The organism is Streptomyces sp. NPDC002886 (assembly GCF_042888445.1).
In the GTDB taxonomy this organism is placed as follows: Bacteria; Actinomycetota; Actinomycetes; order Streptomycetales; family Streptomycetaceae; genus Streptomyces.
In genome coordinates this window covers 736091-750355 of the sequence record NZ_JBIAPV010000004.1, presented here as the reverse complement: position 1 = coordinate 750355, position 14265 = coordinate 736091, and the positions used below count along the sequence as shown (strand labels likewise).

The 14265-nt window shown below is 74.0% G+C and carries 16 protein-coding genes; 8 read left to right on the top strand and 8 right to left on the bottom strand.

All coding sequences use genetic code 11. From position 1 onward, the window contains the following. Positions 1-20: 20 nt before the first annotated feature. The 4 genes from ACFYYB_RS21720 to ACFYYB_RS21705 form a co-directional block, all read right to left on the bottom strand. The gene (locus ACFYYB_RS21720; RefSeq protein ID WP_389436861.1) at positions 21-632 is read right to left on the bottom strand and encodes a hypothetical protein; all 612 of its coding nucleotides are present in this window, start codon (positions 630-632) and stop codon (positions 21-23) included. A 240-nt stretch (positions 633-872) separates the two neighbouring features. Next, positions 873-1697 (bottom strand): MOSC domain-containing protein, encoded by an 825-nt coding sequence (locus ACFYYB_RS21715; RefSeq protein WP_389436860.1) that lies wholly within the window; start codon positions 1695-1697, stop codon positions 873-875. Positions 1698-1769: 72 nt separating this feature from the next. Next, positions 1770-2363 (bottom strand): DUF6643 family protein, encoded by a 594-nt coding sequence (locus ACFYYB_RS21710; protein WP_389436859.1) that lies wholly within the window; start codon positions 2361-2363, stop codon positions 1770-1772. Positions 2364-2620: 257 nt separating this feature from the next. Then, positions 2621-3799 (bottom strand): glycosyltransferase, encoded by a 1179-nt coding sequence (locus tag ACFYYB_RS21705; protein ID WP_389436858.1) that lies wholly within the window; start codon positions 3797-3799, stop codon positions 2621-2623. Between the two features lie 131 nt (positions 3800-3930). On the opposite strand from ACFYYB_RS21705, the gene ACFYYB_RS21700 reads away from it, so the two are divergent. After that, positions 3931-4749: a glutamate racemase gene (locus ACFYYB_RS21700; protein ID WP_389436857.1), complete on the top strand. Its 819-nt coding sequence runs from the start codon at positions 3931-3933 to the stop codon at positions 4747-4749. Positions 4750-4762: 13 nt separating this feature from the next. Here the strand turns inward: ACFYYB_RS21700 and ACFYYB_RS21695 are convergent, their stop codons facing one another. After that, positions 4763-5701, bottom strand: coding sequence for a GlxA family transcriptional regulator (locus tag ACFYYB_RS21695; protein WP_389436856.1), 939 nt, complete (start codon positions 5699-5701; stop codon positions 4763-4765). A 207-nt stretch (positions 5702-5908) separates the two neighbouring features. On the opposite strand from ACFYYB_RS21695, the gene ACFYYB_RS21690 reads away from it, so the two are divergent. The 3 genes from ACFYYB_RS21690 (at position 5909) to ACFYYB_RS21680 (ending at position 7568) form a co-directional block, all read left to right on the top strand. Then, positions 5909-6598, top strand: a complete 690-nt coding sequence (locus ACFYYB_RS21690) for a DJ-1/PfpI family protein (protein ID WP_389436855.1) — start codon at positions 5909-5911, stop codon at positions 6596-6598. A 98-nt stretch (positions 6599-6696) separates the two neighbouring features. Continuing rightward, positions 6697-7065 carry a hypothetical protein gene (locus ACFYYB_RS21685; RefSeq protein ID WP_389436854.1) on the top strand — a complete coding sequence of 123 codons (369 nt, stop codon included), beginning with the start codon at positions 6697-6699 and terminating at the stop codon, positions 7063-7065. Beyond that, on the top strand, positions 7062-7568 hold the full coding sequence (locus ACFYYB_RS21680) for a hypothetical protein (protein WP_389436853.1): 507 nt from the start codon (positions 7062-7064) through the stop codon (positions 7566-7568). The genes ACFYYB_RS21685 and ACFYYB_RS21680 overlap by 4 nt, the downstream gene beginning before the upstream one ends. A 34-nt stretch (positions 7569-7602) precedes the next feature. On the opposite strand, the gene ACFYYB_RS21675 is transcribed toward ACFYYB_RS21680, so the two are convergent. Together ACFYYB_RS21675 and ACFYYB_RS21670 are read right to left on the bottom strand one after the other, a co-directional pair. Then, entirely contained in the window at positions 7603-8547 is a 945-nt protein-coding gene (locus ACFYYB_RS21675; protein WP_389436852.1) for an ADP-ribosylglycohydrolase family protein, read from the bottom strand. After that, a complete protein-coding gene (locus ACFYYB_RS21670) occupies positions 8544-9179 on the bottom strand; it encodes a TetR/AcrR family transcriptional regulator (protein WP_389436851.1) in 636 nt (211 codons plus the stop codon). The genes ACFYYB_RS21675 and ACFYYB_RS21670 overlap by 4 nt, the downstream gene beginning before the upstream one ends. Positions 9180-9268: 89 nt before the next feature. On the opposite strand from ACFYYB_RS21670, the gene ACFYYB_RS21665 reads away from it, so the two are divergent. The 4 genes from ACFYYB_RS21665 (at position 9269) to ACFYYB_RS21650 (ending at position 13208) form a co-directional block, all read left to right on the top strand. Beyond that, positions 9269-10345: an FAD-dependent oxidoreductase gene (locus ACFYYB_RS21665; protein ID WP_389436850.1), complete on the top strand. Its 1077-nt coding sequence runs from the start codon at positions 9269-9271 to the stop codon at positions 10343-10345. A gap of 144 nt (positions 10346-10489) precedes the next feature. After that, positions 10490-11005, top strand: a complete 516-nt coding sequence (locus ACFYYB_RS21660) for a hypothetical protein (protein WP_389436849.1) — start codon at positions 10490-10492, stop codon at positions 11003-11005. A gap of 40 nt (positions 11006-11045) precedes the next feature. After that, a complete protein-coding gene (gene lnt / locus ACFYYB_RS21655) occupies positions 11046-12689 on the top strand; it encodes an apolipoprotein N-acyltransferase (protein ID WP_389436848.1) in 1644 nt (547 codons plus the stop codon). Positions 12690-12707: 18 nt separating this feature from the next. Beyond that, positions 12708-13208 carry an NUDIX domain-containing protein gene (locus ACFYYB_RS21650; protein ID WP_389436847.1) on the top strand — a complete coding sequence of 167 codons (501 nt, stop codon included), beginning with the start codon at positions 12708-12710 and terminating at the stop codon, positions 13206-13208. Here ACFYYB_RS21650 and ACFYYB_RS21645 read toward each other — a convergent pair. Next, positions 13181-14011, bottom strand: a complete 831-nt coding sequence (locus tag ACFYYB_RS21645) for a trypsin-like serine peptidase (RefSeq protein ID WP_389436846.1) — start codon at positions 14009-14011, stop codon at positions 13181-13183. The two genes, ACFYYB_RS21650 and ACFYYB_RS21645, sit on opposite strands and share 28 nt — an antisense overlap. Positions 14012-14265: the final 254 nt, after the last annotated feature.

Genomic DNA, 14265 nt, shown 5'->3' with positions numbered 1-14265 from the left:
GGAGCCGGTGAGTTGCCAGGTCAGTTGCCCGCGTCCGCCCGGCCCCAGTCAGGTCCCGCCGCGGCCCACGCGCGGTCCAGGCGGATGTACCGCCGATGCATGAGCCTTCGTACGACCAGACGGCGAAGCGTCTCCACGAGCGCGGCGATGCCCAGGGCCGCGGCGAGCCCGGCCGCGCCCGCGTGGAAACTGGCGGAGGAGGGATCCAGGGGCTGCCCGACGAGCCGGCCGTGCGTATCGGTCCATATCCGGAACCGGTCGCCGGGATGCGGCGGTTCCTCCGCGGCCGGCACCGTGCCCTGGTGGTTGCTGCCGTCGGGCGCCGTCCACGAGGCCACGATCTGCGTACGCTGCGGGGCCTGGCGCTGCGCCGCCGGTTCGGTGGCCGCGCCGAGGAGCGGATCCGGTGTCGGCCGGACCACCACCGCCGGTACGAGATGGCGCTCCTCGCGCTGTTCGCGCACGGCTCGCTGCAGGGTGCCGTCCACCCTCAGGCCGGCCGCGCAGCCGATGGCCGGAGCCACCAACAGGACGCACACCAGCGCCGCGAAGGCCACCCAGGCCTCGAATAGATCCGTCTGGCGGCGCAGCGGATTGCGCCGCCAACGCCACACTCCCATTGCTGTCCGCACGGTCCGGCTCCCCCTACTTGTGCCAGTCTGCGCCTGCCTGCCGTCCCAGCCTCCCGCATGCCCCGGTCACCCGCATTCCGGGACGCGCGAGACGTGTGTCACCCGATCCGGTACTCACGTCCCGAACGTTCCAACGGGCAGGCGGTGGCGGTTGGTTCCAGGGTGACGCGAGAGCCCCTCGAAGGTGTCATTCCGGGTGGTCTCACCGGCCCTCTGGCGGCTCATCGGTCCCTCGCGCCGTCACTCCAGGACGCGCACCTCGTCGCCGACCCGCAGGGTCCCCAGCCGTACCGGCACCAGTTGCCGCCCGAAGGCCAGCGACTTCCCGATCCGCCGGTGCCTGGCCAGGGTCTGGAGCGGCTCCTTGCCCCGGAGCGCCGTCGTCTGGTCGGTGGTCGTCACGATGCAGCGCCCGCATTCGCGCGCCCCGCGGAAGACGGCGTCGCCGATCGCGACGCGCAGCCAGTGGTCCTCGGCCCAGGCCTCGGCTCCGGACACCACCACGTTCGGGCGGAACCGGTTCATCGGGAGCGGGCCCTCGTCCGGATGGTCGCCCCGGGCGATCAGCGCGTTGAGCGCGTCCAGCGAGGCGAGGGTGGTGATCAGTAGCGGATAGCCGTCGGCGAGGCTCACGGTCTCGCCGGGCAGCGCGTACTGGGGATCGACCGGCCGGCGGACCGCCGGGTCGTCCAGGTGCACCAGGTGGGCCGGTACGCCCAGGTAAGCGGTGAACCAGTCGGCGGCGGACCGCGCCGCCTCGACGGTCTCGATCTTCTTGCCGAAGAGCATCACCGGCTCCAGCGGACCCCGCCCCGGGACCTCCACCGTCAGATCCGCCATGCCCGGCGCCGAGACCTCGAACCCGCCGCCCCCCAGCGGGCGGGCCCGTGCCAAGGCCAGCCTCGGCTGCTGGCGTTGGGTGATGACCGCGCCCTCCGCGTCCACCACCGCCCAACGGCGGTCACCGGACAGACCCCAGGGCTCCACGGCCACCTCATCGGGTGCCGTCCCCGCCACCGATTTGACGGGATGGACGTGGAGCGCCTGGACACGCAGATTCACCATGGGCAAATACTGCCAGCCTCCCTCACGGACTCCGCGGCGACCTCGTCGCGGGGGGCCGGCCCGGCAAGGCGGTCAGTAACCGCGCCCCTGCGGCTGGTACGGACGCCCGTACGGGTCCTCGAACGAGGCGGCCGGTACGGGCGCGGGCTGCGCCTGCATCGGCCGCGGCGCGGCCGGGCGCATCGCCTCGTACCCGGTGCCCGTGGCGACCGGGCGGGGCTGCTGCGGCTGGGGCTGCGGAACGTACCCCGTGCGGGCCGCGAACGGCTGCGGCTGCTGCGGCACGTACGGCACCGGTGCCTGCTGGAGCGGCATCGGCATCGACATGGGCTGAGGCATGGGCGGCATCTGCTGCATCTGTTGCATGTGCGGCATCTGCTGGGGCGCGGCCTGCTGCTGGTACGGGTACCCGTACGCAGGGGCCTGCTGCTGTTGCGGCCGGGCCGGCGGCAGTGCTGCCGGGAGGGCGGGGAGCGCGGACGCGAGGGCCGGGAGGTACCCACCGCTCGAGTAGCCGGCGCTCGGGGAGTCGTAGGCGGCGGGGACCCGGATCGGGGCGATCTGCGGGGTCCCGCGTTCGGCGACGAGGGAGTCGTAGATAGGGGTGTCCGGGAAGGAGGGCGCGGAGTAGTAACCGCCGCCATAAGTGGAGCGGGGGGAGGTCATGGACCTAAGTTAAGCCCACGACTTCACCGGGTCCATAGCGAGGTTCCGTCAACACCGCCCTGACCTGCATATTCGCAGGTCAGGGCCACAGCTTTCACTTCTTGTTCACGTGCACGATTTGGCCACTTCCGCCCCGTCTTGCTCCTACTCGTACTGACCGGTTGGGTGTTGCACGGATGGTGCGCCGACCTCGCGCTGACGAAGCGTCACAACCCCGTGACCTCGAAGGACGTGAAGTTGAAGGGTGGAGTCCGGTTTCAGGCGTCACTGGGGCGGGCATAGGTACGGCCCTTCCACGCCGCTCCGCGTCCGCGGTAGTGCTGCACGGCCGAGTCGACGGTCATCAGGAGGTAGAGCAGCGCGGTGACCGGGAGGAGCGGCGCGAGGACCGCCGGCTGGCGGTAGTGGCGCAGCATCGGCAGGTAGGTTCCGGCCATCAGCAGCCAGGCCAGACCGCCGGCCCAGGCGACGGCGGGCCGGCCGGCGGCGAGGCCGGCGAGGAGCGCGGCCGGCGGCACCAGGTAGACCAGGGCCAGCCCGGCCACCGTCCCGGCCAGGAGGAGGGGCTGGTGGCGCAGTTGCGCGTAGGCGCTGCGCGAGACCATCCGCCACAGGTCCCCGAGGGAGCTGTACGGGCGCACGCTGTCCACCCGCTCCGCGAGGCCGAGCCAGATCCGTCCGCCGGTGCGCTGGACCGCCCGGGCGAGCGAGACGTCGTCGATGACGGCCTGGCGGATCGACTCCGGGATCCCGGCCCGCACGGCGGCCTCGGTGCGCAGCAGGACGCACCCTCCGGCGGCCGCCGCGGTGCGGGAGGCGGGGCGGTTGATCCAGCGGAAGGGGTAGAGCTGGGCGAAGAAGTACACGAAGGCCGGCACGATCAGCCGCTCCCAGACGCTGACGGCGCGCAGCCGGGCCATCTGCGAGACCAGATCGAGGTCGGCGGAGGTCGCGGCGGCGACGAGCTCGCGCAGGCTGTCGGGTTCGTGGGCGATGTCGGCGTCGGTGAGGAGCAGGTACTCGGGGCCCGGACCCGGGCCGGTGGCGGAGCGGGCGTGTGCGATGCCGTGCCGGAGGGCCCAGAGCTTGCCGGTCCAGCCGGCGCCGGGCTCGCCGGGGGAGAGGACCGTCAGGGGCAGCCCGGCGTGCGCGTCGGCGAGCCGCCGGGCGAGCTCGCCCGTGCCGTCCGAACTGCCGTCGTCGACCAGGATGACCTCGGCTGCGCCGGGATAGTCCTGCGCGAGGAGCGAGGGCAGGCTGTACGGCAGCACCTCGGCCTCGTCCCTGGCCGGGACCACGATCGCGACGGACGGCCAGCGGGCGGGGGCGTGCCGGGGAGGCAGACGCGTATCGGTCCGCCAGAACATGCCGTGGCCGAGGGTGAGCCAGAGCCAGACGGCGAGCGAGGCGCACGCGGCGACGAGGAGATAACCCATCCCGGCAGTGTGCCGCGAGCACGGCCGCGGAGACCGGCGGGACACCGGGGTGCGGCGGTCGGGTCCTGCGTGCGTGGGGGCGGTGGGCCTGTTGCCTCGGGTGGGGTGGGGGGATCGATTAAGGTGACCAAGTGAAGATCGCCCTCATGGACTCCGGTATCGGCCTCCTCGCGGCGGCCGCCGCGATGCGGCGGCTGCGGCCGGACGCGGACCTGGTGCTGTCCTGCGACCCCGACGGGATGCCCTGGGGTCCGAGGACCCCGCAGGACCTCACCGGGCGGGCCCTCGAGGTCGCGCGGGCCGCCGCCTCGCACCGGCCGGACGCGCTGATCGTCGCCTGCAACACCGCTTCCGTGCACGCCCTGCCCGCGCTGCGCTCGGCACTGGAGCCCGCGATCCCGGTCATCGGGACCGTACCGGCGATCAAGCCCGCCGCGGCCGCCGGAGGGCGCGTGGCCATCTGGGCCACCCCCGCCACCACCGGAAGCCCCTACCAGCGCGGCCTGATCCGTGACTTCGCCGACGGGGCGCGCGTCACCGAGGTGCCCTGCCCGGGGCTGGCCGACGCCGTCGAGGCCGGCGACGAGGCCGCCGTCGTACGGGCCGTCGCCGCGGCCGCCGCGCTGACCCCGTCCGACGTCACCGACGTGGTGCTCGGCTGCACCCACTACGAGCTGGTCGAGGCCCCCATCCGGGCCGCGCTCGACCGGCGCACCGGCGGCGGCGCGTACGTCTTCCACGGCTCCGCCGAGCCCGTCGCCGTCCAGGCCCTGCGCCGGCTCGGAGCCCGCCCGGAGCCCGGCCTGCCGGCCATCGGCAGCCTGACCGTCCTGCTCAGCGGCCGCCCCGGCGGACTGCCGCAGCCGGCCCTCGGGTACGCGGAAGGCCGTCTGCTGGCCGGGCGGAGCACCGGCGTCGGGGAAGTCGTCGCAGGACCCGTTACGGGCTGACCGAGCGCGGAGGTCAGCTGAACGCGCGGCGGTAGGCGTGGGGGCTGACCCCGGTGGTGCGTTTGAAGCGGTCGCGGAAGGCCGTGGGCGAACCGAAGCCGACCTGGGCGCCGATGCGTTCGACGGAATGCTGCGTGGTCTCCAGGAGGTGCTGCGCCTGGCGGATGCGGGCGCGGTGCAGCCACTGGAGCGGGGTGGTCCCGGTCTGTTCGCGGAAGCGGCGGATCAGGGTCCGCGTGCTGGTTCCGGCGCGGGCGGCGATGTCGGCGAGCGTGAGGTCGGAGGCCAGGTTCTCCTGCAGCCAGGCGAGCAGGGGTTCCAGCACGGAACCCCTGGGGGTGGGCGCGTGGTCGTGCACGATGAACTGCGCCTGCCCGCCCTCGCGCTCCAGGGGCATGACGGACAACCGGGCCGCGTCGGCGGCGACCGCCGAGCCGTAGTCCTTGCGGATCATGTGCAGGCACAGGTCCAGGCCCGCGGCGGCGCCGGCCGAGGTGAGGATCCGGCCGTTGTCGACGTACAGGACGTCCGGGTCGACCTCGATCTCCGGATAGGTGGCGGCGAGGAGGTCGGCCGCCATCCAATGGGTCGTCGCCCGCAGGCCGTTCAGGAGCCCGGTGGCGGCCAGCGGGAACGTGCCCGAGCAGATCGAGGCGATGCGGGTGCCCTGCGCGGCCGCCGCCAGCAGCGCGGCCCGGACGGCGGGAGGGAGCGGGGCCGTGGGGACGTCGGTACCGGGCACGATGATCGTGTCCGCACCCTGGAGCCCCTCCAGTCCCCACGGCGCGCGCAGGGCGAAGGAACCCGCGTCGACCTCCGGCCGCTCCGCGCACACCCGGATCTGGTAGCCCGGGCGGCCGTCCGGCAGGCGGGTGCGGGTGAAGACCTCGATCGGGGTGGACAGATCGAAGGGGATCACCCGGTCCAGGGCGAGGACGGCGACGGTATGCATGTCCGGAACATACCCGGGAACTGTGCTCGATGACCGACCGCAGAAGGCTCCGTACGTAGCTTTGTGCAGGTCGGAGAAGGTTTTCAGGGGGATGGCGTTATCCCGTTGGAAGGTGTCATTAATGCCACTGGGGCGATGGCCGCAGGACCCATAGCGTCAAGGGCGAGCCCGGCACGGACCGGACCGCCGCACGCGGAGGAACCCTTCATGCACGCCCAGATCGTCCTGTTCGACGGCTTCGATCCCCTCGATGTCATCGCCCCCTACGAGGTGCTCCACGCAGGGGGCGCCGCATCCGGCGGCGCGGTGAGCGTGGAGCTGGTCTCCGCCGAAGGACCGCGCGAGGTGGTCAGCGGCACCGGGGGACTGGTGCTGCGCGCCACGGGCGCTCTGGACCCCGGCCGTGCGGGCCTGGTGCTGGTTCCCGGGGCCTCGGGCCGGGTCGGAGAACCGGGTGAGGCCGCGGACCTCGAAGCGGGCGAGGGGGCGTGGCGCGAGGACGAGTTCATCCCCGTCCTGATCGGCCGCACCCTGACCACCGAACTGCCCGCGCTGCTCAAGGCGGCGATGGCCAACCCGCGGATGACGGTCGCCGCCGTGTGCGGCGGCTCGCTCGTCCTGGCCTTGGCCGGCCTGCTGGAGGGCCGCCACGCCACCACCCACCACCTGGGCCTGGACATGCTCGACGCCACCGGCGCGCACGCCGTGCGCGCCCGGGTCGTCGACGATGGCGACCTCGTCACCGGCGCCGGTGTCACCTCCGGACTCGACCTGGGCCTGTACCTGCTGGAACGCGAGGTGGGTCCGAGGATCGCGCAAGCGGTCGAGGAGCTGTTCGCCCACGAACGCCGAGGCACCGTCTGGCGCGACCGGGGCCCGGCCCCGGTCGGCTTCTGACCGAAGCGTCCCTGCCCTGCCTCCCCCTGCCTCCCCCTGCCCTCTCCCTCCCCATCCGCGTGCCCGCTCGCCCCGCACCCCGAGGAAAGAACCACAGCATGTCCGTTGAAGGAACCTGGGACCTGACCGTCTCCACACCCATCGGCCGGATCAACGCCGTCATCGAGCTCCTGCGCCGGGACGGCGACGGCGCCCTGACCGGGATCGCCCGAGGGGCGGGAGAGGAGGTCGCCCTCGCGGACCTCGAATTCGTCCCCGCCGGCGACGGCGACGGAGCCGGCGCCGGTGACCGGCTCACCTGGAAGCAGGCCGTCACCAGGCCGATGCGCCTGAACCTGGCCTTCGCCGTGACGGTGACCGGCGACTCCCTGGCCGGGACCTCCAAGGCCGGCCGCCTGCCGGCGTCCAAGGTCACCGGCCGGCGCCGCGCCACCGGCGTACGGACGGAAGCGGAGCCGCGCCCGTGACCAAGCTCTACCTGTCCCTCCACGTCCTCGCCGCCGTCCTGGCCATCGGGCCGGTCACCGTCGCCGCGAGCATGTTCCCCGCGGCGCTGCGCCGCGCCGCCGGCGCCTCGGCCGCCGATGCCCCGGGTGACCGTGACGCCCTGGCGAACCTGCGGCTGCTGCACCGCGTCTGCCGTGTCTACGCGGCCGTCGGGACCGCGGTTCCGGTCCTCGGGTTCGCCACGGCGAGCAGTCTCGGAGTGCTCGGCAGCGGATGGCTGATCGTCTCGATTGTGCTGACCACCGCGGCGGCCGCCGTCCTCGCCCTGCTGATCCTTCCGGGCCAGGACGCCGCCCTCACCGCACTGCAGGAGCAGGAGCCGCGAGAGGGACCCGATTCCGGTCTCCGCCCGGGGGCCCGGTCCGCCGCTCGCCTCGCGATGCTCACCGGGGTCTTCAACCTGCTGTGGGCCACGGTGACCGTCCTGATGATCATCCGCCCGGGCTCCACCACGGGAGCCTGAGGATCGCCCGCGGTTCCGCACCACTGCCCGGGGCCTACGCCTCCCGGGCGGCAGCCGCGGCCCCGGCCTTCGCGAGGCGTCGGGCCAGGTCCCGTAGCCCGGCGGCGTCCAGTACGTGGTCCCCGTAGCCCGGCACGGGGACGTGCAAGGGGGCCGTCCAGGACTCCGGGACCGCCGCCGCGCCGTACCGCGCCCCGGCCAGGGTGCCGGTCACCGCCGCCACCGTGTCGGTGTCGCCGCCCAGGTCCACGGCGGCCCGTACGGCGTCCGCGAAGCCCGACGTGGTGCGCACCGCCCACACCGCCGAGCCCAGGCAGGGCCACACCGCCCCGTTGAACTCGGTGGCCAGGTCCGGATGCCAGTCCGGGGCCAGGACCCGTGCGTACCGCTCGCGGTGGTCCGGATGCACCTGCGCCAAGGTCGCGGGGAGCGCGGCGAGGGGGTCCCCGCCGTCCAGGGCCACGCGTACGAGTTCGTGGAGGACGGCCGTGCCCTCCCACGCGGCCCGGTCCCCGTGGGTGAGCGCGGCGATCCGCCGGGCGGCGGTCATGGTCGCGTCCCGTCCGCGGGGGGCGAAGTACACCGCCGAGGTCGAGGCGCGCATCAGGGAACCGTTGCCCGCCGCCCGCGCGTTGACCTGGAAGTGCAGTGCGGCGGCCTGGTCCCACGGGTCGCCGCTCGTCAGCACGATCTCCGTCTGTAGCCCGATGTCCTTGGGGTCCCCCGCAGCCCAGCGCCGGAACCGGGCGAAGACGTCGGGAAGTTCCAGCCCGCCGCACTCCAGCAGGGATTCGCCGACCAGCACGGCCATCTGCGTATCGTCGGTGGCTTCGCCCGGATCCCAGCCGCCGCCCCCGCGCATCTCCTCGCCGCGGGTGCTCAACTGCCCGGCGAGCCCGAACTCGTAGGGCGCACCGAGCGCGTCCCCGGCCGCCGAGCCGACCACGGCTCCGACGGCACGGTCGATCCGGTCGGTCACGGGCCCTCCTCCTTCGGTGCGGGGGAGGGTGACGGGGGCGGGGATGGGGACGTGGATGGGGATACGGAGTCCAGCAGACCGCGGGCGAAGGCGTCCAGGTCGTCCAGCCCGGCCGCGACCAGGGTGGCCGGGGCGCCCGTCAGGAGGTGGAGGACGGCTCCGTGCAGCGCGAGGGTGAGTGCGCAGGCCCGCTCCGGACCGGCCGGCAGTCCGGCGGTGGCCAGCAGGTGCCCGAACGCCGCGAAGTCCGCCGCCGCGATCGGGTCCAGCAGCGCGGCCAGCCACGGCCTCCGGGTCGCCTCGGTCTGGAGCTCCATGTACGCCACGACGCGCGGCCGACCGGCTCCGGCCGTATCGCGGAGCAGTCCCGCGAGCAGCGCGGCGAGTCCGTCCCGGTCGCCGGGTCCGGGTCCGGACCCGGCGAGCCGGGCGGCGAGCTCCCGGTACCGCTCCAGGCAGCGCTCGGCGACCGCGCGCAGCAGCGCGTCGCGGGTGGGGAAATAGTTCTTGGAGGTGCCGGGCGGCACGTCGGCCGCCGCGTCGACGGCGCGGTGGGTCAGGCCCCGTCCACCCGCCTCGGAGAGCACCTCGATGGCCGCGTCGCGCAGCCGGTCCCTGCGGTCCTGGTTCACCTTGCCAGCTTAACCACACCCGTGGTACCACAGGTGTGGTACCGCAGGTGTGGTGGTCGGTGGGGACGGCTCGAACGAGGGGGTGCGCCATGGGCGCGAGCGTCGTGGGCAAGGGTGCGGAGCGGGGCTCCGCGGTGGTCGTCGGCGCCGGGGTCGGCGGTCTCGCCACCGCCATCGGCCTGCGCCGGGCCGGATGGGAGGTGGCCGTTCTGGAGCGCCGGGCCGAGCCGGAGCGGTACGGCACCGCCTTCGGCATCCACCCCACCGCCCAGGCGGCGCTGGACCGGCTCGGCCTCGGCGGGGCGCTGCGGGAGCGCGCGGTCCCGTACCGCGACGCGCTGATCCGGCGCCCCGACGGCCGGGTGCTGGCCGCCCTGCCGCTGGAGCGGATCGAACGCAAGGCGGGCCGACCCGAACTCCTCATCTCACGGCCCTACCTGATCGACGCGCTCCTCGCCGAGCTCGCACGGCTCGGCGGCACGGAGATCGCGTACGGCCGGGCCTACGAGGCTTCGGCCGCGCGGGACGCCGACCTCCTCGTCGGCGCCGACGGGATCAACAGCGCGGTCCGCACCGCTCGCTTCGACGGCGGGAGCCGGCCGCACGAGCTCGGCACCACGGCCTGGATCGGCACCGCCGGCTTCGAGACCGGCGTCTACGGCGAGACCTGGGGGCCGGGCCGCTTCTTCGGGATGACACCGGTCGAACCCGGTCGCACCAACTGGTACGCCACCGTTCCCGAGGCCACCACGGCCGACGAACTGCGGGCCGCCTTCGCCGACTGGCACGACCCCATCCCGCGCGTGCTCGCCGACACCGACCCGCAGACGTGGATCCGCTACCGGATGCGCCACCTCCACCCGGCGCTGCCCGCTTTCACCCGCACGGCCGGACCCGGACCGGTCGCGCTCGTCGGCGACGCGGCCCACGCCATGACCCCGAACCTCGGCCAGGGCGCCTGCACCGCGCTCCTCGACGCGGAGGCCCTCACCCGGGCGGTCGCCGCCCACGGCCCCGGTGGACTGCCCGCCGCACTGCGTGCGTACGAGGGCGAGCGCCGCCGCAGCGCCCAGCGGGTGGCATTCGGCTCCCGGACCCTGCACCGCTTCATGACCGTCCGCCGCCCGGCCCTGCGCGACGCGCTCGTCGGCCTGCTGCCCGGCTAGGCCGTCTCCTTCGGATCGTGCCGGGCCCGCGGCGTCTGGCACGGCACCAGACGCCGCGGGCTCGGCCGGTCGCCCGGAACCTCGCGTGCGATTCGGGGCGAGAGGTCGGTGGCGTCCCCGTGGAACGTGAGTACGCTGCTACACATGACGGGTCACCCTCCGGGTCCGCTCTGGACGGGCCGGGCCTCCAACCGTGTGCAGTGGCTGCTCGCCGGAGCCGGTGCGGCCTTTCTGGCGCTCGGGATCGAGATCGCCGTCGACTACGCCTGGGACGCCGGTATCGTCGCGCTGCTCATGGCGGTGATCGGCTGTCTCGCCGCGGGTCTGCTCATCCTCTTCGGCACCCTCGCCTTCGTGCACGCCGCCGTCACCGTCGACGCCGAGGCCGTCGAGGTGCGCTGCGGGCACATCGGGCTGCCGCGCCGCAGGATCCGGCTCACCGAGGTGGAGGCCGCCGAGTACCTGCCCCGGATCACCCCGCAACAGTGGGGCGGATGGGGCTACCGCTGGCGCCCCGAGCGCGGCACCGCCGTCATCGTCCGGCGCGGCGAAGGCCTGGAGCTGCGGCTCGGCGACGGCAAGCTCTTCACCGTCACCGTCGACGACGCGCAGAACGCGGTCCTCGTGATCCGCGCCCATCTGCGTGCCCTGGCCCACTGACACCGCCGTCGGCACAGGCCGGGGACGTACACTCCGCCAGATGAGCAGCAGTGCGACCCGCGCGGCCGGGAACGAAGCCGGGAACGACAGCGGGACCGAAGCCGGGACCGAAGCCCCGAACGACGAAGGGCAGGCGTCGGTGCGGGAGCCCGTGGCGGATTCCCCCTTGCGGCGCCGGGCCGGCCGGCTCGCGCGGCCCGCGCTCGCCGTCCTCTCCGGAGTGCTCCTCTACCTCAGCTTCCCGCCCCGCCCCCTGTGGTGGGTGGCCCCCCTCGCCCTCGCCCTGCTCGGCGGGTGCCTGTACGGACGCCGCGCGCGGACCGGGTTCGGCCTCGGCGTGCTGCACGGGCTCGGATTCCTGCTGCCGCTGCTCGTCTGGACCGGCGAGGGCGTCGGCCCGGTGCCGTGGCTGGCGCTCGTCGCCCTCGAATCCCTGCTGATCGGCCTCACCACCCTCGGCATCGCCCTCGTCAGCCGGCTCCCCGCCTGGCCGCTGTGGGGCGCCGCCGTCTGGATCGCCGGCGAGGCATTGCGCGCCCGCGCCCCCTTCGGCGGCTTCTCCTGGGGCAAGCTCGCCTTCGGCCAGCCCGACGGGGTCTTCCTGCCGCTCGCCGCGCTCGGCGGCACGCCGCTGCTCTCCTTCGCCGTGGCCCTGTGCGGATTCGGGCTGTACGAGGCCCTGCGCGTCGGCGCAGACACCCGCCGGGCCACCGCCGTGCTGCTCGCCGCCACCGCCGTGGCCGCCCCGCTCGCCGGGGCGCTGGCCTCCCGTCCGCTGGTCTCCGACGCGGCCGAGGACGGCACCGTGGTGGCCGCCGTCATCCAGGGCAACGTGCCCCGCGCCGGATTCGACTTCAACGCCCAGCGCCGCCAGGTCCTGGACAACCACGCCAACCGCACGATCCAGCTCGCCGAGGACATCAAGCTCGGCAAGGTCGCGAAGCCGGACTTCGTCGTCTGGCCGGAGAACTCCTCCGACATCGACCCGTTCGCCGAGCCCGACGCCTACGCCGTCATCGACAACGCGGTCAAGACCATCGGCGTACCCGTCGCCATCGGGTCCGTCCTGGCCCCGGAGACGGGCCCGCTGCGCAACACGATGATCCTGTGGGACCCGGTCAAGGGACCCGTCGACACCTACGACAAGCGCAAGATCCAGCCCTTCGGCGAGCGCATCCCGATGCGCTCCTTCGTCCGGCTCTTCAGCTCCGACGTGGACCGGGTGCGACGCGACTTCGGCCCCGGCAAGGAGCCCGGGGTCTTCGACATGGCGGGCAGCGGAGTCGGCATGGTCACCTGCTACGAGGCCGCCTTCGACGACGCCGTCCGCTCCACCGTCCGGGCCGGCGCCCAGGTCCTCGCGGTACCCAGCAACAACGCGACCTTCGGCCGCACCGAGATGACCTACCAGCAGCTCGCCATGGACCGGGTGCGGGCCGTGGAACACAGCCGCACCGTCCTGGTGCCCGTCACCAGCGGGGTCAGCGCCGTGATCCGTCCCGACGGCGAGATCGTCCAGCAGACCAAGATGTTCACCGCCGACGCGCTGGTCGCGGAGATCCCGCTGCGGTCCGCCGAAACGCCCGCCACCCGCTTCGGCCCGCTCGTCGAGTACCTCCTGCTGGCCGTCGCCGCGGGCGGACTCGGCTGGACCCTCGTACGCCGGATGCGCAGGGCCTCGTAAGGTCCGTAAGGTCGGGGAATGACCACACCTGACTTCATCCGCACCCTGCGCGCCACCGCCGGAAACCAGTTGCTGCTGTTGCCCGGGGTGACCGCCGTGGTCGTCGACGACGAGGGGCGGGTGCTGCTGGGCCGGCGCGCCGACACCGGACGCTGGTCGGTCGTCGGCGGAATCGCGGAGCCGGGGGAGCAGCCGGCCGAAACGGCGGTGCGCGAGGTGTACGAGGAGACGGCCGTGCGGTGCGTACCGGACCGGGTGGTGCTGGTGCAGATGCTGCCGCCGATCACCTATCCGAACGGGGACGTCTGCCAGTTCCAGGACATCACCTTCCGCTGCCGGGCCACGGGCGGCGAGGCGCGGGTCAACGACAACGAGTCGCTGGAGGTGGCCTGGTTCGCACCGGACGCGCTGCCGGAGCCGCTGGAGTCCTTCGCGGTGGACCGGATCCGCCAGGCCCTGCGGGACGAGCCGACCTGGTTCGAGTCCCCCGCTCAGCCGTTGTCGGACGCCTCGCGGTAGAGCTCCACCGCCTGGTCGCCCATGACCGCGCTGTAGGAGACCTCCGGCACGGTCCCGCCGCCCTCGTAGCCCCCGAGGACGCCCGCCAGGGCGCCGTCGACGAGCCAGGGGCTGCCGCTGGTGCCGCCGCTGAGGTCCGGGCACTCGATGCGGCGCTGGGTTCCGGAGAACAGGGTCGTGGCGTTGGCGCAGTACAGCGGGGACTCGTCGCGGCTCGGGTAGCCGACGACGGACACCGTGGCGTCGGCCGGCTGCACCGCCGCGACGGGGAAGCCCCCGACCAGGTCCTCGATCCGCCGGTCGTCCGCCTGCCCACCGTCCGCCCGCTCGCCGTCCGCCTGCTCGCCGTCCACCGGGGCCACGGTCGCGAAGGCGATGTCCTGGTCGGGGTCCTCGCCGTCCGTCCAGCCCGGAGCCACGTACGTGCCGGTCAGCTTCCACAGACCGTACGGGGCCCTGCCCTCGCGGTAGCCCGGGACGAAGGTGGTGGTCTCCGGGCTGCCCAGACAGTGCGCGGCCGTGACGATCACATCGCGGTCCTGGCTGCGCACCACGGACGCGGTGCAGAAGTGGCCGTCGTCGAGGCCGCCCGCGAAGAGGGCGCCGACCCGCCCGGACGTCTCGTCGGCCGGAGCCGTGACCGTGACGCCGAGCGGCGGTCGGGCGGGCGCGTCGGGGACGTCGAGGCCGAGCAGGGCCGTCATGACGGCCAGAGCGAGCGGGATCCGGGCGAAGCGCCTGCCGCGGGCACGGGCACGGGCGCGGGGGCGGCGGTCCGGTCGGGAGGGAAGGCGCTGGATCATGCTCCGAGCCTTGCCGGGCAACCTGTGACCGGGGCCGGGGAGCCCATGTGAATCCGCTGTGAATCACCGGCCTGGATCACCGGCGTGGATGGCCGGCCTGGATCCGCTGTGCCTCACCCCCGCGCCTCACCCCCGTGGCACCGCCACGGCGGCCGACCGAATGGGCGCCGCCCGTTGGCCGCGGGCGCGGGGATATGAGGTAGTCGGGGGCACGGGGACCTGAGGTGGCCGGGCGAGACCGTCGCCCGGCGGGT

What these genes read in the sequence shown, in the direction of transcription:
- ACFYYB_RS21650 (WP_389436847.1), top strand. Translation starts at nt 12,708, where the DNA reads ATGACCACACCTGACTTCATCCGCACCCTGCGCGCCACCGCCGGAAAC.
- ACFYYB_RS21665 (WP_389436850.1), top strand. Translation starts at nt 9,269, where the DNA reads ATGGGCGCGAGCGTCGTGGGCAAGGGTGCGGAGCGGGGCTCCGCGGTG.
- lnt (WP_389436848.1), top strand. Translation starts at nt 11,046, where the DNA reads ATGAGCAGCAGTGCGACCCGCGCGGCCGGGAACGAAGCCGGGAACGAC.
- ACFYYB_RS21705 (WP_389436858.1), bottom strand. Translation starts at nt 3,799, where the DNA reads ATGGGTTATCTCCTCGTCGCCGCGTGCGCCTCGCTCGCCGTCTGGCTC.
- ACFYYB_RS21715 (WP_389436860.1), bottom strand. Translation starts at nt 1,697, where the DNA reads ATGGTGAATCTGCGTGTCCAGGCGCTCCACGTCCATCCCGTCAAATCG.
- ACFYYB_RS21710 (WP_389436859.1), bottom strand. Translation starts at nt 2,363, where the DNA reads ATGACCTCCCCCCGCTCCACTTATGGCGGCGGTTACTACTCCGCGCCC.
- ACFYYB_RS21660 (WP_389436849.1), top strand. Translation starts at nt 10,490, where the DNA reads ATGACGGGTCACCCTCCGGGTCCGCTCTGGACGGGCCGGGCCTCCAAC.
- ACFYYB_RS21695 (WP_389436856.1), bottom strand. Translation starts at nt 5,701, where the DNA reads ATGCATACCGTCGCCGTCCTCGCCCTGGACCGGGTGATCCCCTTCGAT.
- ACFYYB_RS21645 (WP_389436846.1), bottom strand. Translation starts at nt 14,011, where the DNA reads ATGATCCAGCGCCTTCCCTCCCGACCGGACCGCCGCCCCCGCGCCCGT.
- ACFYYB_RS21685 (WP_389436854.1), top strand. Translation starts at nt 6,697, where the DNA reads ATGTCCGTTGAAGGAACCTGGGACCTGACCGTCTCCACACCCATCGGC.
- ACFYYB_RS21690 (WP_389436855.1), top strand. Translation starts at nt 5,909, where the DNA reads ATGCACGCCCAGATCGTCCTGTTCGACGGCTTCGATCCCCTCGATGTC.